The organism is Nonomuraea sp. NPDC049421 (assembly GCF_040677005.1).
Lineage (GTDB): Bacteria > Actinomycetota > Actinomycetes > Streptosporangiales > Streptosporangiaceae > Nonomuraea > Nonomuraea salmonea.
In genome coordinates, this window is record NZ_JBFAQA010000010.1 from 273,692 (window position 1) to 290,493 (window position 16,802).

Consider the following 16,802-nt stretch of genomic DNA (forward strand, 5'->3'; position numbering starts at 1 on the left):
TCGCCTAAAAACCTCGTAAAGTCTAGGTAATTCCCCGGTATGTCGTTATAACGCCTCTACGGCATCGAGCAGCCACTCGGCCAGATACCGGGCGAAAGACGATCTCACGTAGATCCGGTACGTGTCGGGCGCCCGCCGTTCCAGGATGACCGGCGCCTTGCCCAGCAGGGTCTGGGCGTGCCCGGGGAAGGCCGACGGGTGCAGGTCGATCGGGCAGCCGGTGATCAGCACCTCATCGGCCGCCGGGCCCGCCAGCTCCAGCACCGTACGCTGCCCCGACACGTCCACCCAGGCGGGCCCCGGCGTCGCGTCCCCCGCCACGAGCCACCAGGACGGCCCCAGCCGCAGCCCCGTCCCCGGGTTCGCGCCCCTGACCTCCCACATCGGCTCGAACGCCACCTCCCGCAGCCGCACCCGCTCCCCGCCCGCCGCCGCGAAGCGCGCGGCGAAGGCGGCGGCCGGGCTCTCCGCCTGCGGCTCGGTCAGCGGCGTGACCGTGCCGGCCGGCAGCGGCTCGCCGTCGCGGCGGGCGTTGCCGGGGTCGTAGAAGACCGGCTCCACGACCGTCACGGGCAGCGCCGCGCCCCCTGACACCGCCGTCAGCCGGTCGCCCGGCGCCGCCTCCCTGGCCAGCGCCAGGCAGAAGGTACGGCCCAGCGCCTCACTGTGATAGCTGGAGGTGACGTGGCCGAGCATCGGCACCACGCCGTCCGGCGCACGCCCGGCCGCCACGAGCTGCGCGCCCTCGTCCACCCGCGCGGCGGGGTCGTCGGGCAGCAGGCCGATCAGGCGCTTGCGGTCCCGCCGCGCGGTGTCGGGCCTGGCGTGCGAGCGCTTGCCGACGAAGTCGGGCTTGCGCTTGGAGACGATCCACGACATGCCGAGGTCCTGCGGGGTGACCGTGCCGTCGGTCTCCTGGCCGACGATCGCGAAGCCCTTCTCGGCGCGCAGCACGTGCATGGTCTCGGTCCCGTACGGCACCGCCCCCAGCTCCAGCACCGCCTCCCACAGCGCCCGCCCGTACGCCCACGGCACGTTCACCTCGTACGCCAGCTCGCCGGAGAAGCTGATCCTGAACACCCGCCCCGGCACGCCCAGCACGTCGACGGCCGCGTACCGCATGAACGCCAGGTCCACGGCCTCCGGCGCGACGTCCGCGAGCACCCGCCTGGCATGCGGCCCGACCACGGCGACCGTCGCCCAATGGTCGGTGACCGAGGTGAACGACACGTCGAGGTCAGGCCACTCCGTCTGGTGCCACTCCGCCAGCCAGTCGAAGACCGCGGCGGCGTTGCCCGTCGTCGTGGTCATCAGGTAGCGGTCGTCGGCGAGCCTGGTCGTGGTGCCGTCGTCGAACACCATGCCGTCGGCCCGGCACATCAGCCCGTAGCGGCAGGCGCCGACCGGAAGGGTCGAGTACATGTTGGTGTAGACGCGGTCGAGGAACGTCCCGGCGTCCGCGCCCCTGATGTCGATCTTGCCGAGGGTGGAGGCGTCCATGGCGGCCACGTCCGTGCGGGCCGCCCGGCACTCGCGCCGCACGGCGTCCTCCATGGACTCGCCGTCCTGGGGGAAGTACCAGGGGCGCTTCCACTGGCCGACGTCCTCGAACACGGCGCCGCGCGCCACGTGCGCGTCGTGCATGGCGGTGGTCCTGACCGGGTCGGACAGCTCGCCCCTGTCGCGTCCGGCCAGCGTGGCGAACGACACCGGCGTGTACGGCGGGCGGAACGTGGTCGTCCCCACCTGCCCCGGCGCGCTGCCCAGCAGTGCCGACATGACGCCCACCACGACCGCGCCCGACGTCTTGCCCTGGTCGGCGCCGGTGCCCGCGGTGGTGTAGCGCTTGACGTGCTCGACCGAGCGCATGCCGGTGCCGGTGGCCCTGGCGAGGTCGGCCACGGTCACGTCGCGGTGCAGGTCCGCGAACGCCGGCTCGCCGCCGTCGCCCTCGACCAGCCACAGCGCGGCCGGCGGCGCGCTCGGCCGCTCGTCGCACTCAGGAACTCGCAACTCCGCACGGCCGCCCCGCCCGCCCGTGCCGTGCCCGCCCGCGTCCTGCCCGCCCGCGTCCTGCCCGCCCGCGTCCTGCCCGCCCGAGTCCTGCCCGCGCGCCTCGGTCCGGCTCGCGCCGAACCCGCTCGCGCCGTCGGCGCGGCTGCCGGCGAGCGCCAGTTCCGCGGCTTGCGTGCCCGCGGCGTGGCCGTCGGCGATGGCGTCGCGGGTGCCGTACAGGCCCCTGCACGCCCCCGCCGAACGCTCGGCCTGCGCGGACGTGCCCGGCACGAACGCCTGCAGCTCCTCGTCGAACCTGACCCGCCCCTGCGACTGGCTGAACAGGTGCACGGCCGGGTTCCAGCCGCCGGCCACGGCCAGCAGGTCCGCCTCGACGTGCCGGGAGCCGATCAGCACACCATTGAGCACGCCTTCCGCGTCGCCGGTCGTGCCGGTCACCACCTGCCCGTCGCGGCGGGGATCGACGACCTCGACGACCTCCACCCCGGCCGCCGCCAGGTCGGCCGCCGCCTCGTGGCCGGAGTCTGCGCAGGCGAAGACGACCGCCCGCCGCCAGGGCGCGACCCCGTACCGGTTGGCGTAGGCGCGGGCCGCCGAGGCGAGCATCACCCCGGGACGGTCGTTGCCGGGGAAGGCGACCGAGCGCTCGTGCGCGCCCGTGGCCAGCACCACCCGGCGGGCCCTGATGTGCCACAACCGCTCACCGCGCGCCCGCCGCTCGACCGCCACCACGTAGTTGTGGTCGTAGTAACCGACGGCGGTCGTCCGCGTGAGCACCCGGCCCGGCAGGTCGAGCCCCGCCACCCAGTCGAGCGCGGGCGCGCCGTCGAGCAGCAGCCGCCCGTTGAGCAGGTCGCCGCCGAGCCGCGGCTGGTCGTCCACCAGGATCACCCGCGCGCCCAGCCGTCCCGCGGCGCTCGCGGCGGCGAGCCCGGCGGGACCGCCGCCCACCACGAGCACGTCGCAGTGCAGGTAGCCCTTGTCGCAGCGGCGTTCGTCCACGGCGTGCGGGTCCACCCGGCCCTTGCCGCGCAGGCTCCACGCCTCCAGGCCGTCGTACAGCTCGACCGTGGTGGCGGCCAGCATGGGGTCGGGGCCGACGCGGACGAGCGCGTTCGGCTCCTCGGGTCCGGCGGTGAAGACGCCGCGCGGCCGGCCGAGGGTCACGCTGCGGCCCACCACCCGTACGCCGTTGCGCAGCAGGGCGGCGGCCAGCGTGTCACCCGGCTCGCCCCGCAGCGGGCGGCCGTCGAACGTGAATCTCATGAGGGCTTCCTGATCTCGTGGGTGACGGTGTGCCGCTCGACGTCGAACCAGGTCCGGCAGCCGTGCACGTGGAACCAGCGCTCCCGGAACCAGCCCTTGGGGTTGTCGCGGAAGAAGACGTAGCCGGCCCACTCGGCGTCGGAGGTCTCACCGGCCGGGTAGGCGACGCCGGCCTGGCCGCCGTAGTGGAACTCGGTCTCGTCGCGGGGGCCGCAGTGCGGGCAGTCGATGAGCAGCATCAGTGCGCCACCGCCGCCGCGCCGTGCTCGTCGATGAGCGCCCCCGTGGTGAACCTCTCCAGCGCGAACGGCTCCGCCAGCGGGTGCGGGCGGTCGTTGGCGAGCGTGTCGGCGTAGACCCAGCCGGAGCCGGGGGTGGCCTTGAAACCGCCGGTGCCCCAGCCGGCGTTGACGTACAGGCCGTCGACGGGCGTGCGGCCGATGATCGGGGAGGCGTCGGGTGAGACGTCCACGATGCCGGCCCAGGTGCGCAGCACGCGGACCCGGCTGAAGACGGGGAACAGCTCCAGGGCCGCCGCCATCTGCGCCTCGATCACGTGGACGCCGCCGCGCTGCCCGTACGAGTTGTACGCGTCGATCCCCGCCCCCATGACCAGCTCGCCCTTGTGGGCCTGGCTGACGTACACGTGCACCGCGTTCGACATCACCACGCAGTCGAGCACCGGCTCCAGCAGCTCCGACACGAGCGCCTGGAGCGGATGCGACTGCAGCGGCAGCCGCAGCCCGGCCCGCGCGGCGAGCACCGAGGTGTGCCCGGCGGCGGCCAGCGCGACCTTGCCCGCGGCGATCCTGCCGCGCGAGGTCTCCACGCCGACGACCCGGCCGCCGGTGATCTCGAACCCGGTGACCTCGCAGCCCTGGATCAGGTCCACGCCGTACGCGTCCGCCTTGCGGGCCAGCGCCCAGGCCACGTGGTCGTGCTTGGCGATGCCGCCGCGCCGCTGCAGCGTGGCCCCCATGACGGGGTAGCGGGCCCGCCGGGACACGTTGATGACCGGGCAGAACTTCTTGACCTCGTCGGGGTCGAGCCATTCGGCGTCCACGCCGTTGAGCCGGTTGGCGTTGACCCGGCGCCGGCCCTCGCGGACGTCGCCCTGGTTGTGCGCGAGGTTGAGCACGCCGCGCTGGCTGAACTGCAGGTCGTAGTCCAGCTCCGCGCTCAGCCCCTCCCACAGCTTGAGCGAGTGCTCGTAGATGGCGGCGCTCTCGTCCCACAGGTAGTTGGAGCGGATGATCGTGGTGTTGCGCGCCATGTTGCCGCCGGCCAGCCAGCCGCGCTCCAGGACGGCGACGTTCGTCAGGCCGTGGTTCCTGGCCAGGTAGTACGCGGTGGCCAGGCCGTGGCCGCCGCCGCCGACGATGACGACGTCGTAGGCGGGTTTGGGGTCGGGGTTGCGCCAGAGGAAGTCGGGGTGGGTCAACGCCGGATCTTCTCCATCCCGGGGTCGTACAGGGGCTCGGCGGCGACCTCCGCGGGGACGCGGCGGCCGAAGTAGGAAATTTCCACCTGTGTCCCGGGGTGGGCCAGCTCCGCGGGCAGCCAGGCGTAGGCGATGGGACGCTCGATCGTGTGGCCGTAGGCGGCGCTGGTGACGTAGCCGACCGTGCGGCCGTCGTGCCTGACCGGCTCCCTGCCCATGACGACCTCGGCGCTGAGCAGCGGCACCAGCTTGCGGGTGACGTCGGTGGCGAGCGCGTCGCGGCCGATGAACTCCTTGTCCGTCTTGACCGCGAACCCCAGCCCCGCCTCGTACGGGGTGTGCTCGGTCGTCATGTCCACCCCCCACAGCCGGTAGCCCTTCTCCAGCCGCAGGCTGTTGAACGCGGCCCGGCCCCCCGCCACCGCGAGGCCCGGCGCCCACAGCGTGTCCCAGAGCTTCAGCCCCATGTCGGCGCTGGTGTAGAGCTCCCAGCCCAGCTCCCCCACGTACGACACGCGCAGCGCCAGCACCGGTACGTGCCCGATGTGGCCCTGGCGGCAGCCGAAGTAACGCAGGCCCTCGTGTGAGAGGTCCATGTCGGTCAGCGGCTGCACCAGCTCCCTGGCGCGCGGCCCCCACACACCGACGCAGCAGGTGCCCGGCGTCAGGTCACGCACGCGTACGCCGCCCGGCGCGTGCCTGGTCAGCCATTCGAGGTCCAGGTTGCCGTTGGCGCCGACCTGGAAGGTGTGCTCGTCGAGCCTGGCCACGGTGAGGTCGGAGCGGATGCCGCCCTTGGCGTCGAGCAGCAGCGTGTACGTGACGGAGCCGGGCTTCCTGTCCACGTTGTTCGTGGTCAGGCGCTGCAGGAACGCCGCCGAGCCAGGACCGCTGACCTCGATGCGCTTGAGCGGCGTCATGTCGTACAGGGCGACGCCCTCCCTGGTGGCCAGCGACTCCCCTGCCGCGATCGGCGACCAGTAGCGGCTCGCCCACGCGTCCCGCAGCTCGGCGCCGGTGGCCGCCCTGGGCAGGTCCTCGTTGGACGCGAACCAGTGCGGCCGCTCCCACCCCGCCGCCTCCAGGAAGACCGCGCCCAGCTCCCGCTGCCGCGGGTAGAACGGGCTCGTCCGCAGCGGGCGCGGCGACTCCATCGGCTGGAGGGGGTGGATGACGTCGTACACCTCGACGAAGTTCTGCTTGCCGCGCTCCTCGACGAACGCCGGCGACAGCTGCGCCCGCTCGAACCTGCCCAGCTCGCACTCGTGCAGATCGACCTCGGAGCGCCCGTTCACCAGTACCTCGGCCACCGCCCGCGCGACGCCGGCCGAGTGGGTCACCCAGACGGCCTCGGCCAGCCAGAACCCGTCGAGGTGCGGGGCCTCGCCGATCAGCGGGAAACCGTCGGGGGTGAAGGAGAAGACGCCGTTGATGCCGTCCTCGTACTTGGACTCGGCCAGGGCCGGCAGCAGCTCGACGGCGTCGCGCCAGGCGGGGTCGAAGTCCTCCTCGGTGAACGCCTGCACCGACGGCATCGTGGTGGACCGCGAGCCGATCTCGTCCTGGGTGACCGGCATCGGGCGGTGGGCGTAGGAGCCGATGCCGATGCGGTCGCCGTGCTGCCGGAAGTAGAGGTCGCGGTCCTGGTGGCGGAGGATCGGGCCAGGGCGCAGGACGCCGAGGGGGCCCGACTTCGCGTACTGGTGGGCCAGCGGCAGCAGCGGCACGCTCAGCCCGGCCATCGCGCCGACCGTCGGCCCCCAGAAGCCCGCGGCGCACACCACCACGTCGGCGGGGATCGTCCGGTGCTCGCCCTCGACCACGACGGCGACGCCGGTCACCCGGCCGCCGCGCTGGTCGATGCCCACGACCGTGTGCCCGCCCAGGAACCTGGCGCCGCGCTCGGTGGCCCGGGCCGCCTGCCGCTCGCCGCACGCGACCGCCGTCGCGAGCCCGTCGGAGGGCACGTGGAAGCCGCCGAGCACCTTGTCCTTGTCAAGCAGCGGCCACAGCTCCGCGCACTCGCCGGGGTCGAGCAGCCGCCCCTCGACGCCCCACGACTCGGCCCAGCCGAGCTTGCGGTGCAGGTCGGTCCAGCGCTCGGGGGTGGTGGCCAGCTCCAGGCCGCCGACCTGGCGGAAGCAGTCCGCCCCGAGCGCGGTGTACTTCCTGACCGTGTAGGCGGCGAACTCGGTCATCGTCTTCGACGGGTTGGTCTGGAAGACCAGGCCGGGGGCGTGGGAACTGGAGCCGCCCGCGGCGAAGAGCGGGCCCTGGTCGACCACGGTGACGTCCGTCCACCCCCGCTCGGTGAGCTCGTCGGCGAGGGCGCAGCCGACGATGCCCGCTCCCACGATCACCGTACGCGGTCGGCTCATGGTGCCTCCGGTTGTTCCTTATGACGCAACACGCACCGCACTACGCAACGACCATAGATTCCAGGGACCGCCGGAACAAGAGTCACTTCGGTGCACAACGGCCGCATCCGGACTGTGCCCGCGTGGGGAGATCGAGCGGGGCGGCGTACCAGTACGCTGACCTCGGATCATCGCACGGGAGGGGGCGTCACGGCACCATGGCGCAGCGGCGCTTACTGGACGGGCTCGGCGTCACGGCGGCCGAGGAGACGGCCTACCGCGCCCTGCTGCGGCACGGTCCCGCCACGCTGAACGAGCTGGCCACCGAGACCGGCTCGTCCGCCGCCGCCATCCGCCGCATGCTGCCCAGGCTGGAGGACCTCGGCCTCATCTCGCGCGTCGCCGGCCGCCCGCTCCGCCTCGTCGCGACGCCGCCGACCATCGCCATCGACATCCTCGTCGCGCGCCGCCAGGAGGAGCTCACCCACAGCAGGGCCGCCGCCGCGCTGCTGGCCACCGAGGTCGCCGAGCGCGGCGGGCCGCATCCCGAGGAGGTGCTCGAGGTGGTGACGGGGCGCGACGCCGTCGCGCGGCGCTACCTCCAGCTCGAACGCAACGCCACCAGGGAGCTGCTGGTGCTGGTGCATCCGCCGTACGCGGTGGACGTCAGCGACGACCAGGAGAACCTCCGCCGCGCCGCCCGCGGCGGCGCCCCCGTGACACGCGGCATCTACAGCCCGCTCGCCTTCGAGCAGCCCGGCATGCTCGACCACACCCGCCGCGCCGTCGCGGGCGGCGAGCAGGCCAGGCTCGGCTCGGTGCCCGTCAAGCTCGCCGTCGCCGACGCCCGGACCGCCATCCTCCCGCTGGTCTCCGACACCGACAAAGCCGTGGAAAGCGCCCTGGTCGTCCACCCGTCCGCCCTGCTGGACGCCCTGGTGGGCCTCTTCGAAACCCTGTGGCGCGCGGCCGTCCCGCTCCGCATCGCGGCCGACGGCCTCGAACCAGAATCCTGGCCCTCACCCCCGGACACGGAGGTATTGGCCTTGCTGGCGGCCGGCCTGAAGGACGACGCCATAGCCCGCCAGCTGGGCCTCAGCCCCCGCACGGTGCAACGCCGCGTCCAAATGCTCGCCGAACGCCTGGGCGCCCGCACCCGCTTCCACGCCGGCTACCTGGCCGCCCAGCACAACCTCCTCCCCAAGGACCCGTGATCCTCCTATCCGACTAGGAGAACAACTACTAGAGGGCTAGACTCTTCACCTGTCCGAGGATCTCCCTCCCCACATGCGTCAGCTGGCCGAGGTCGCGGCGATCGTGACCGCTGCAGGAGCTACCGCCGACTGGCTCTACCACTTGAGGGGCGACATGTGCGCACTTCGGGTGATCAAGGGGGCATCATCTCGGTCCCGATCGTTATCCCGGCCAACCCGGAACGCGATCCTGAGCTCTTTCGCGAGGCCTTGAAGCGCTTGAAAGTGGTCATGGAAAGGATGAGCTGATGAGCAAGCCGATCACGTACGTCGTCACCTACGAGAACGAGCGCTGGGTCTCGCGCTGCCCCACCGGCGAGACCGAAGGCGTGGGTGTGGCCGGCTCCCTGTCCCAGCTCGAGCGCGACCTGATGGAAGTGCACGGCTGGGCATGGCCTGATGACACCCCAGGGGTGGATTTCGTCTTCGACCTGCCCGAGGACCTGGCCGTCATGGTGCGCGACTACCATCGCGAAAAGGAGCTGGCCGAGGCGCATGCCAAGCGCGCCGCCGAACTGGCCGCCAAGACCGCCAAGGCGTTGACGAGTCACTGGTCGGAGCCTGACACGGCGCGCCTCATGGGCCTGTCGAAGCAGCGCGTCCATCAGCTGAAGGTCAGCGCCTGAGCGCAGCGCGCTAGGTGATGAGGAGGCCGCCGTCCACGGGGAGGGTGGCTCCGGTGATGTACGACGAGGCGTCGGCGGCCAGGAAGACGGCGGCCGCCACCAGTTCGGCGGGGTCGCCGGCTCGGCCCATGATGACGCGGGACTCCGTCATGCGTTCCAGGTAGCCCGGTTTGTACTGCCCGGTCATCTCCGAGGCGAAGAAGCCGGGCTCCAGGCAGTTGACCCGGATGCCGCGGCGGCCGGTCCACTGCTGGGCCAGGTCGCGGGTCAGGCCCACGACGCCGGCCTTCGAGGCGCTGTAGGCGGCCTGGGGCAGGCCGGCGGTGGTCTCGCCGAGGACGCTGCCGATGTTGACGATCGACGAGCCCGGCCGCATCACCCGCGCGCACGCCTGCGCCATCCAGTAGGTGCCGTGCAGGTTGATGTCGATGACCTGGCGGAACTCCTCGGGCGTCTCGCGCAGCGCGGGCACGGCGGTGCCGACCCCCGCGTTGTTGATGAGCACGTCGACCGAGCCCATGCCCTCGACGGCGGCGGCCACCAGCGCGTCGCAGTCGTCCGGCTTGGACACGTCGGTCGGGACGGCCAGGCACCGGCGGCCGGTCTCCTCGACCAGCCGCCGGGTCTCGGCGAGACGATCGGCGCGGCGCGCGGCGATCACCACGTCGGCGCCGGCCTCCGCGAGACCACGGGCGAAGGCGACGCCGAGGCCCGCGGACGCACCCGTGACGATCGCCACCTTGCCGTCGAGCCGGAACCGCTCCAGCACCGTTGACCGCCCTCCGCCCGATCCAGAGCCCGGTTGAAAGCCCAGTTGTAAGCCCGGTCTAGAGCCCGTATTCCTTGACGATGCGCTCGTGCCGCTCGACCTCGACGTCGATCTCGCGCGCCAGGTCGAGCCAGGCCAGCGGGTGCACCCAGCGCTCGGTGGCGTCGTCGAGCAGCGCGTCGACCTCGGCGGCCGAGACGTCGGGCGGCACCGCGACCCAGCCGAAGACGCCGGGCAGCGACTCGCCGGTGGAGGGGTGGGTGATGGTGTAGTTTTCGTCGCTGTAGACCCACATCGGCCAGCCGCGCTCGGCCATGACCTCGGTGAACTCCGCCCAGTCCTCCTCGCTCGGCGCGGCGCCGTCGAAGAAGTAGCTGGTGTAGCCGCCGGGCCGCAGGATGCGCACCGCGGCGAAGGGCGGCACGAAGTTCTGCTGCTCCTGCGGGTCTTCCGGCACCGGCTCCAGCAGCTGCGGGTCGAAGACGACGAGGTCGCCTGCGTTGTAGTCCATGCCGCGCGGCTGCGGCAGGGCGAGCCTGGCGGTGGCCGGGCCGGTGCGGATGGACAGCACCTGACGCTGGCCGCCGTCGGGCGCGGGCAGGATGAGCCTGATGAGGCCCATCTCCTCCTCGATCGGCCCCTCGGCGGACTTGATCGGCATGCCGATCTTGGCCGCGCCCTTGCGCACGGTCTCCCAGTCTTCGGCGGAGGTGGCCATGACGATCATGCGCCAGGTGTCCTCCTCGGTGAGCTCGTCGAGCACTTCGAGCAGCACCTGGGCGCCTCTGGCGTTCTGGTCGACCTGCTGGGCGGCGCCGGACAGCAGGCGGCGGGCGTCGATGCCGGCCCCGGCCGCGATGGCGTGCTCGCCCGCCTCGACCGCCTCGGGCCAGCGCTCGCGGGCGCTGTGGAGGCGGGTGAGCGCGAGGTATTGGGCCGCGTGGGGCAGCATGGCGGCCATCTGCTCAAGCCGCTCGTCCTGGCGGGCCTCGATGAGCAGCGTGGTGAGGTAGGCGACGTCGTCACCGTCGGCGGTGGCGATCTCGCCGCTGTCGACCAGCTTCTTCCAGTAGATGTCGGCGCCGGTGGCGGGGTAGCCGAGGAAGCCGAGCGTGGTGGTGTGGCGGCGGGTGGCCTCGAGGTCGTCGCCGGACAGCGGGGCCAGCCAGCCCACCCACTTCTCGGGGTCGGCGTTGAAGCCGTCGGCGGCGTCGAACAGCCCGACGCGCTCCTCCAGCGGGCCGGGAGCGGCCGGCTCCTCCGTGCCGTCGGCGCCGGCGCGCAGCGCGGCGATGCGCTCGCCGAGGTCGCCGCTCTCGCGCAGCTCGGCGGTGCCGGACTCGGCGAGGTCGGCGAGCAGCCTGGCCTGCCACACGCCCTGCCGGCCGAGTGCGAGGTCGCCGGCGACCAGCGCCAGCTCGACGCGGGCGCGGTAGCCGCCCATCATGCCGAAGTAGTCGATCCACTGGCGCACGACGCGGCCGAGCTGCCAGGTGTTGGTGATCTGGGCGGAGCCGGCGAGCTTGCTGACCGCCTGGGTCCACTCGACCCACACGCGCGGGTGGTCGCCCACGACGTCGAGGTCGGGCAGCGCGTCGACGGACTCGGCGATGCGGCCGAGCGTGGCGAGGATGAGCGCCCTGCGCACGCCGTCGCGGTGCTCCTTGGCGACCGGGTCGTCGGGCTTGAACTCCGACGCCGCCTGCAGCGCGGTGAGCGCGTCTTCGGCGCGGCCCGCGGCCAGCAGCGCGCGGGCGCTCTCTGCCCCCAGCTCCCAGCTCGCCTCGCGGCCCGCCGTGCGCAGCCGCTCGACGGCGGACTCTGTGTAGGTGACGGCCTCGCCCGCTTTTCCGGCGTCGATGAGGGCCGCGACGTATTGCGTCGTGAGGCCGGAGAAGGCCGGGTTTTCCGGGCTCATGCCTTCGAGAAAGGCGCCCACGGTCTCAAGCCGCTCGGTGGCGTGGCCAGGGCCGTCGGCGTTGGCCCACGCGATGGCCATCGCCTCGGCCGCCGCCGGAGTCGCGGGGCACTCGCGCACGTCTTCGCGCTGAGCGAACGCCAGCAACTGCTTGGCGTCGTCGACCGCGACCGCGCCCTGGGCGCGGTCGCCGATGCGGCCGATCAGGTGCCAGTAGCGGGCGTAGAACTCGAGCCAGGGCAGCTCCAGAGCCTCCGCCTGCTGCGCGATGGCCGGAGCCATGACGTCGAGCTGCGGGTATCGGCCCTCGTAAGCCTGTGCGGGGAGGTCTCCCAGCGCCATGGCGAGGCCAACGTTGCCCGCCTCGGAAAGCTGCTGCTGGGTTTCGCCGACCCAGGCCCAGATGTCCACGTCCATGGGCAGTCAGTCTGCCAGGTCAACGAGCGTCCCCAAAACGCAGAAGCTCGATCAGCTCGTCCGATTCGGCGTCGGTGAGGACCGAGAACACCTCCGCCATGAGGTCGTCGGTGTTCTCTTCCACGGCCGCGCGCCGCTTCACGACCTCCGGGCCCGGCTTCTCGTACGGCTCGGGCCAGGTGAAGAAGCGCGCGATGTCCTCGCCCGACGAGCGTCCCAGCGGCAGCGCGTCGTGCTCGGCGGCCAGCGTCGCCTCCAAGGGGTGCAGCCCGGCCGCGATCACGGCGTTGGCGTGCAGACCGCCGCGCAGCTCGCGTACGACGTGCATGAGCTGGACGGCCCGCGCGGGCGCGTCGTCGGGCAGGGGCACGGCCCGCCAGCCCGCGAACAGCGGCGCCCCCACGGGCGAGGCCCGCTCGACGACCGGCTCCAGCAGCTCGGCGATCCTGGCGCAGCCGTCGTGGCCGCCGAGCTTGCGCCGCCCCCACTCGTGGCAGGCGGCGGCGTACAGTTCGACGGCGCGGTCCGCGGCCAGCTTGCGCCCGCCGTTCCAGCTCGCCTCGACGTGCTCGGGCGGGAAGAAGACGGCGACCGACGTGACGACGTCGGCCGCGCACTCGCCGAGCACGCCGCAGCGGCCCCGGAAGTACGCCTCGCGCGGGCCGAGCCCGTACTCGTCGCAGATGGCCTTGACCTCGCGTGAGATCATCCATCCGCCGCCGAACTGCCCGATGGGCGTCTTGACCCGGGCCGCCGTGGTGCGTGGGTGCGCCATGTCCACCTCTCAGTTCAGGAAGTGGACCCAGCATCCCCTAGCAGAACATCATTCTGCAATAGTCAGTTCGCCGCTCGCGATGATCACCGCCGGTCCCGACAGGTAGCTGGTGTCCTCGTCGAGGATCACCGTCAGCGTGCCGCCCAGCACCTCGATCGTCCACGTGCCCGTGGTGTCGCCGGTCAGCGCCGCCGCCGCGACCGCCGTGGCCACCGCGCCCGTGCCGCAGGCCCTGGTCTCGCCCGAGCCGCGCTCGTAGACGCGCATGACCGCCCGGCTCGTGCCCACCGGGTTGAACAGCTCGATGTTGACCCCGGCGGGGAAGACGCCCGTGTCGAAACCAGGCTGGTGGCTGAGGTCGAGCTGCGCGACCGGGTCGCCGATCGAGCAGGCCAGGTGCGGGTTGCCCATGTCGACGTGGAGGCCGGTGTACTCCTGGCCGCCCACCGACGCCGTGCTCTCGCCGTGGACGGAGGGCTTGCTCATGTCCACCGTGATGTCGCCGTTCGGCTCGACGCGCACCCTGCGTACGCCGCCCCTCGTCGCCACGCCGAACTCCGTGCCGTGCACGAGCCCGGCGTCCACCAGGTAGCGGGCGAACACCCGCACGCCGTTGCCGCACATCTCGGCCATGCTGCCGTCAGAGTTGCGATAGTCCATGAACCACTCGGCGGCGGCCGCCTGGTCGGCCACCTCCGGGCTCTGCTTCGTGGGCGCCACGCGGAGCACGCCGTCGGCGCCGATGCCGGCCCTCCTGTCACAGATCTTCGCGACGAGCGAAGCCGACAGATCGACCTCACCGCCGGGATCAGGCAGGATGACGAAGTCGTTCTCGGTGCCGTGCCCCTTGAGAAAGCGCATCTTAGGAGTTTATTCGTACGGGTGTCCGGCTATGAGAGCGAGGGATCGCTCAAGCAGGTCCGGGGCGTCGTACGCCAGCCACCGCACCCGCGGATCCCGGCGGAACCACGACTCCTGCCGGCGGGCGAAGCGCCTGGTCAGCCTGACCGTCTCGGCCTTGGCCCGCTCCTCGCTCCACTCCCCTTCGAGGAACTTGACGACCTGGGCGTAACCCAGCGCCCTGCTCGCCGTGCGGCCCTCGGCCAGGCCCTGGCCCAGCAGCGTGCGCACCTCGTCGACCAGCCCCGCCGCCCACATGCGCTCGACCCGCAGCTCGATCCGCTCGTCGAGCACCGGCCGCGGCACCTCTATGCCGATCTGCACGCTCGGATAGACCGCGTCGTACGACGGCATGGTCGCCGAGAACGGCCGGCCGGACAGCTCGATCACCTCCAGCGCCCGCACGATGCGGCGGCCGTTGGTCGGCAGGATCGCGGCGGCGGCGGCCGGGTCCTGCTCGCGCAGCCGCTCGTAGAGCGGCGCAGGGCCGCGCTCGGCAAGCTCGGCCTCCAGCCTGGCCCTGATCTCCGGCTCGGTGCCGGGGAACTCCAGGTCGTCGATGGCCGCCCGCACGTAGAGGCCGCTGCCGCCGACCAGCACGGGCACCTCGACGGCGTCGAAGACGGCCCTGGCCAGCTTCTGGTACTCGGCCACGCTGGCGGTGACCGTGACATCCCAGATGTCCAGCAGGTGGTGGGGCACCCCGCGGCGCTCGGCCGGGGTGAGCTTGGCCGTGCCGATGTCCATGCCGCGGTAGAGCTGCATGGAGTCGGCGTTGACGCACTCACCTCCCAGCCGGAGGGCGAGGTCGACGGCGAGATCGGACTTTCCTGCCGCCGTGGGACCCACGACGGCGATCACTGGCTGCTGGCGCACGGCGACAAGTCTGCTAGAGATCCAGCAGGGTCGGCTGCAGGTAGCCCTCGTGGGTCAGCAGCCACCGCTTGGTCTCCACGCCCTCGCCGCCGCTGAACCCGCCCAGCCCGTTGCCCGCCGCCACCACCCGGTGGCAGGGGATCACGATCGGGATCGGGTTGGAGCCCATGATCGAGCCGATGCCTCTCGCGGGCACGCCGGAGCCCGCGAGCGCGGCCAGCTCGCCGTAGGTGACGGCGGCGCCGTACGGGACCTTGTGCAGCGCCTGGAGGACCCGCAGCCGCGAGCCCGACATCAGCCGCCAGTCGATCGGCGTCCCGAACGTCTTCAGCTCGCCCGCGAAATAAGCCTTCAGCTCGGCGACGGCGGAGGCCGTACGATCCGGGTCATGGACTTCAGCCAGATCGAGCCGGCCTGCCACCCTGGCGCGGGACCCCCAGCCCGACGCCACGAGGCCGTTCTCGGTCAGGGCCAGGGCGAACGTGCCCACCGGCGTGGGCACCTCGGCGATGGCGACCGTCTCCTCGCTAGGGGTCATCGTGTCCTCACGTGAGCTCGTGGTGCTGGGGACGTCCAGCGCGGTTCCTACCCGACACCGTAACCACAACGGCTACCTCCTGCGCTGGGACGGCCAGGGCTTCCTGTTCGACCCGGGAGAGGGCACGCAGCGCCAGATGACGTACGCGGGCGTGAGCGCCAACGACGTCCACTGGATCTGCCTGACCCACTTCCACGGCGACCACTGCCTCGGCGTGCCGGGGATCGTGCAGCGGATCGCCCGCGACAAAGTACGCCATCCCGTCCGCGCCGTCTTCCCCGCCTCCGGCGAGACGTACTGGCGCAGGCTCCGCCACGCCGCCGCCTTCGCCGACACCGCGGTCATCTCCGAACATCCCGTCTCCGGCGACCAAGCCTCGGTCGGGCCGGTCATCGCGCGCCGGCTGTCCCATCCCGTCGAGTCGTACGGCTACCGCGTCCAGGAGCCGCTCGGCCGCCGCATGCTGCCGGAGAAGCTGGCCGCCCACGGCATCCGCGGGCCTGAGGTGGGCGAGCTGCAGCGCACCGGGTCCGTACGCGGGGTCACGCTCGCCGAGTGCAGCGAGCCGAAACCGGGTCAGAGCGTGGCGTTCGTGATGGACACCCGGCTCTGCGACTCCGTCTTCGAGCTGGCCAACGGGGTCGACCTGCTGGTCATCGAGGCCACGTTCCTGTCATCGGAGTCGGCGCTGGCCAAGGAGTACGGGCACCTGACGGCGCTGGAGGCGGGACTCGTGGCAGCCGACGCGGGGGTGCGGCGGCTGGTGCTCACCCACTTCTCCGAGCGGTACGGCTTCGACGACGAGCCGGCGTTCGTCGAGGAGGTGCGCAGGCACTTCGACGGCGAGGTGGTGCCGGCCCGCGACCTGATGCGCGTCCCCGTCCCCAGACGCCGGCCCACCGCCTCCCAGGTCCGTCCAGGTCAGGCGGACCAGGATCCGGCGAAGTAGCCGACGCCGTAGGGGGCGGTGGCCATGAGCAGCCGGCCCCCGAACGTGTGCGCGCCCGCCGCCCCGGCCAGCACCTGGAGCGCGGCCCTGCCGCCCACCCACAGCCGGTCGGCCAGGACGGGGTCGAGGGCGGCCAGCGGGGCGGGGTCTCCGGTGGCGATGGCGTCGGCGATCCGGTCGTTGAGCGGGCCCGCCGCCTCGTCGTACCGGCCTGGCGCGCGCGGGCTCAGGCACGCCGAGCCGTCGGCCATCACCAGCAGCGCCACCCGGTCGCCGCCACCGGCCAGCTTCTCCCCCAGCGCCAGGCACTCCTCCGGCGCCGCGTCGAACGCCACCGACCGCAGCCCGTCCGGCGTCCGGTCGCCGAGCAGCAGCCGGGCGACGGTCAGCGACAGGGGCAGCACCGGCTCGCCGCCGCCCGGGGTCGCCAGCTCCACGCCCCACGGGCGCAGGGTGCCCGGGGCGGTGCCGTCGTACGAGGCCGTGATCTCGGCCCCGCCCACCACGATCAGCGTCTCAGGACGGGCCTCGGCCAGCCCGGCGACGGCGGCGTGGCAGGCGGAGCGGAGGTCGGGCATATCGAGCACGACCAGCGGGGTTGGCGGGCAGACGGCCGCGGCGACAAGCACGCCGCAAGAGTACTCAGACCGGCTGCCACGGCGCCCGGTGGGGCGATCCCGCCCCCGCCACGCCCTCAGTAC

The 16,802-nt window shown here is 72.6% G+C and carries 14 protein-coding genes; 3 read left to right on the forward strand and 11 right to left on the reverse strand.

From position 1 onward, the window contains the following. Positions 1–45 precede the first annotated feature (45 nt). Genes AB0K18_RS19780 through AB0K18_RS19795 form a run of 4 tightly spaced genes read right to left on the reverse strand, consistent with a single transcriptional unit; the run spans position 46 to position 7,101 of the window. The gene (locus tag AB0K18_RS19780) at positions 46–3,282 is read right to left on the reverse strand and encodes a 2Fe-2S iron-sulfur cluster-binding protein (RefSeq protein ID WP_364915863.1); all 3,237 of its coding nucleotides are present in this window, start codon (positions 3,280–3,282) and stop codon (positions 46–48) included. Beyond that, positions 3,279–3,521, reverse strand: coding sequence for a sarcosine oxidase subunit delta (locus tag AB0K18_RS19785; RefSeq protein ID WP_364915866.1), 243 nt, complete (start codon positions 3,519–3,521; stop codon positions 3,279–3,281). Before AB0K18_RS19785 ends, AB0K18_RS19780 begins: the two co-directional genes overlap by 4 nt. Next, complete coding sequence (locus AB0K18_RS19790; protein WP_364915867.1) at positions 3,521–4,723, reverse strand: sarcosine oxidase subunit beta family protein; 1,203 nt, start codon at positions 4,721–4,723, stop codon at positions 3,521–3,523. Before AB0K18_RS19790 ends, AB0K18_RS19785 begins: the two co-directional genes overlap by 1 nt. Further along, a complete protein-coding gene (locus AB0K18_RS19795) occupies positions 4,720–7,101 on the reverse strand; it encodes an FAD-dependent oxidoreductase (protein ID WP_364915869.1) in 2,382 nt (793 codons plus the stop codon). The genes AB0K18_RS19790 and AB0K18_RS19795 overlap by 4 nt, the downstream gene beginning before the upstream one ends. A gap of 197 nt (positions 7,102–7,298) precedes the next feature. On the opposite strand from AB0K18_RS19795, the gene AB0K18_RS19800 reads away from it, so the two are divergent. Then, on the forward strand, positions 7,299–8,294 hold the full coding sequence (locus AB0K18_RS19800; protein ID WP_364915872.1) for a helix-turn-helix domain-containing protein: 996 nt from the start codon (positions 7,299–7,301) through the stop codon (positions 8,292–8,294). A 287-nt stretch (positions 8,295–8,581) separates the two neighbouring features. After that, positions 8,582–8,959 (forward strand): hypothetical protein, encoded by a 378-nt coding sequence (locus tag AB0K18_RS19805; protein ID WP_364915874.1) that lies wholly within the window; start codon positions 8,582–8,584, stop codon positions 8,957–8,959. Positions 8,960–8,969: 10 nt separating this feature from the next. Here AB0K18_RS19805 and AB0K18_RS19810 read toward each other — a convergent pair whose 3' ends face one another. The 6 genes from AB0K18_RS19810 to AB0K18_RS19835 are packed head-to-tail and all read right to left on the reverse strand — an operon-like array spanning position 8,970 to position 15,152. Then, entirely contained in the window at positions 8,970–9,728 is a 759-nt protein-coding gene (locus AB0K18_RS19810; protein WP_364915877.1) for an SDR family oxidoreductase, read from the reverse strand. Positions 9,729–9,786: 58 nt separating this feature from the next. Then, the gene (locus AB0K18_RS19815; RefSeq protein WP_364915879.1) at positions 9,787–12,063 is read right to left on the reverse strand and encodes a tetratricopeptide repeat protein; all 2,277 of its coding nucleotides are present in this window, start codon (positions 12,061–12,063) and stop codon (positions 9,787–9,789) included. A 19-nt stretch (positions 12,064–12,082) separates the two neighbouring features. Then, complete coding sequence (locus tag AB0K18_RS19820; RefSeq protein ID WP_364915882.1) at positions 12,083–12,838, reverse strand: hypothetical protein; 756 nt, start codon at positions 12,836–12,838, stop codon at positions 12,083–12,085. Between the two features lie 48 nt (positions 12,839–12,886). Continuing rightward, a complete protein-coding gene (gene dapF / locus AB0K18_RS19825; RefSeq protein ID WP_364915884.1) occupies positions 12,887–13,699 on the reverse strand; it encodes a diaminopimelate epimerase in 813 nt (270 codons plus the stop codon). A gap of 9 nt (positions 13,700–13,708) precedes the next feature. Then, entirely contained in the window at positions 13,709–14,614 is a 906-nt protein-coding gene (gene miaA / locus AB0K18_RS19830; RefSeq protein WP_364915887.1) for a tRNA (adenosine(37)-N6)-dimethylallyltransferase MiaA, read from the reverse strand. Between the two features lie 13 nt (positions 14,615–14,627). Then, complete coding sequence (locus AB0K18_RS19835) at positions 14,628–15,152, reverse strand: methylated-DNA--[protein]-cysteine S-methyltransferase (RefSeq protein ID WP_364915890.1); 525 nt, start codon at positions 15,150–15,152, stop codon at positions 14,628–14,630. A gap of 1 nt (position 15,153) precedes the next feature. Here AB0K18_RS19835 and AB0K18_RS19840 point away from each other — a divergent pair, with 1 nt between their 5' ends. Beyond that, positions 15,154–16,101 (forward strand): ribonuclease Z, encoded by a 948-nt coding sequence (locus AB0K18_RS19840; protein WP_364915893.1) that lies wholly within the window; start codon positions 15,154–15,156, stop codon positions 16,099–16,101. On the opposite strand, the gene AB0K18_RS19845 is transcribed toward AB0K18_RS19840, so the two are convergent. Beyond that, positions 16,074–16,730 (reverse strand): hypothetical protein, encoded by a 657-nt coding sequence (locus AB0K18_RS19845; protein ID WP_364915896.1) that lies wholly within the window; start codon positions 16,728–16,730, stop codon positions 16,074–16,076. The two genes, AB0K18_RS19840 and AB0K18_RS19845, sit on opposite strands and share 28 nt — an antisense overlap. Positions 16,731–16,802 lie beyond the last annotated feature (72 nt).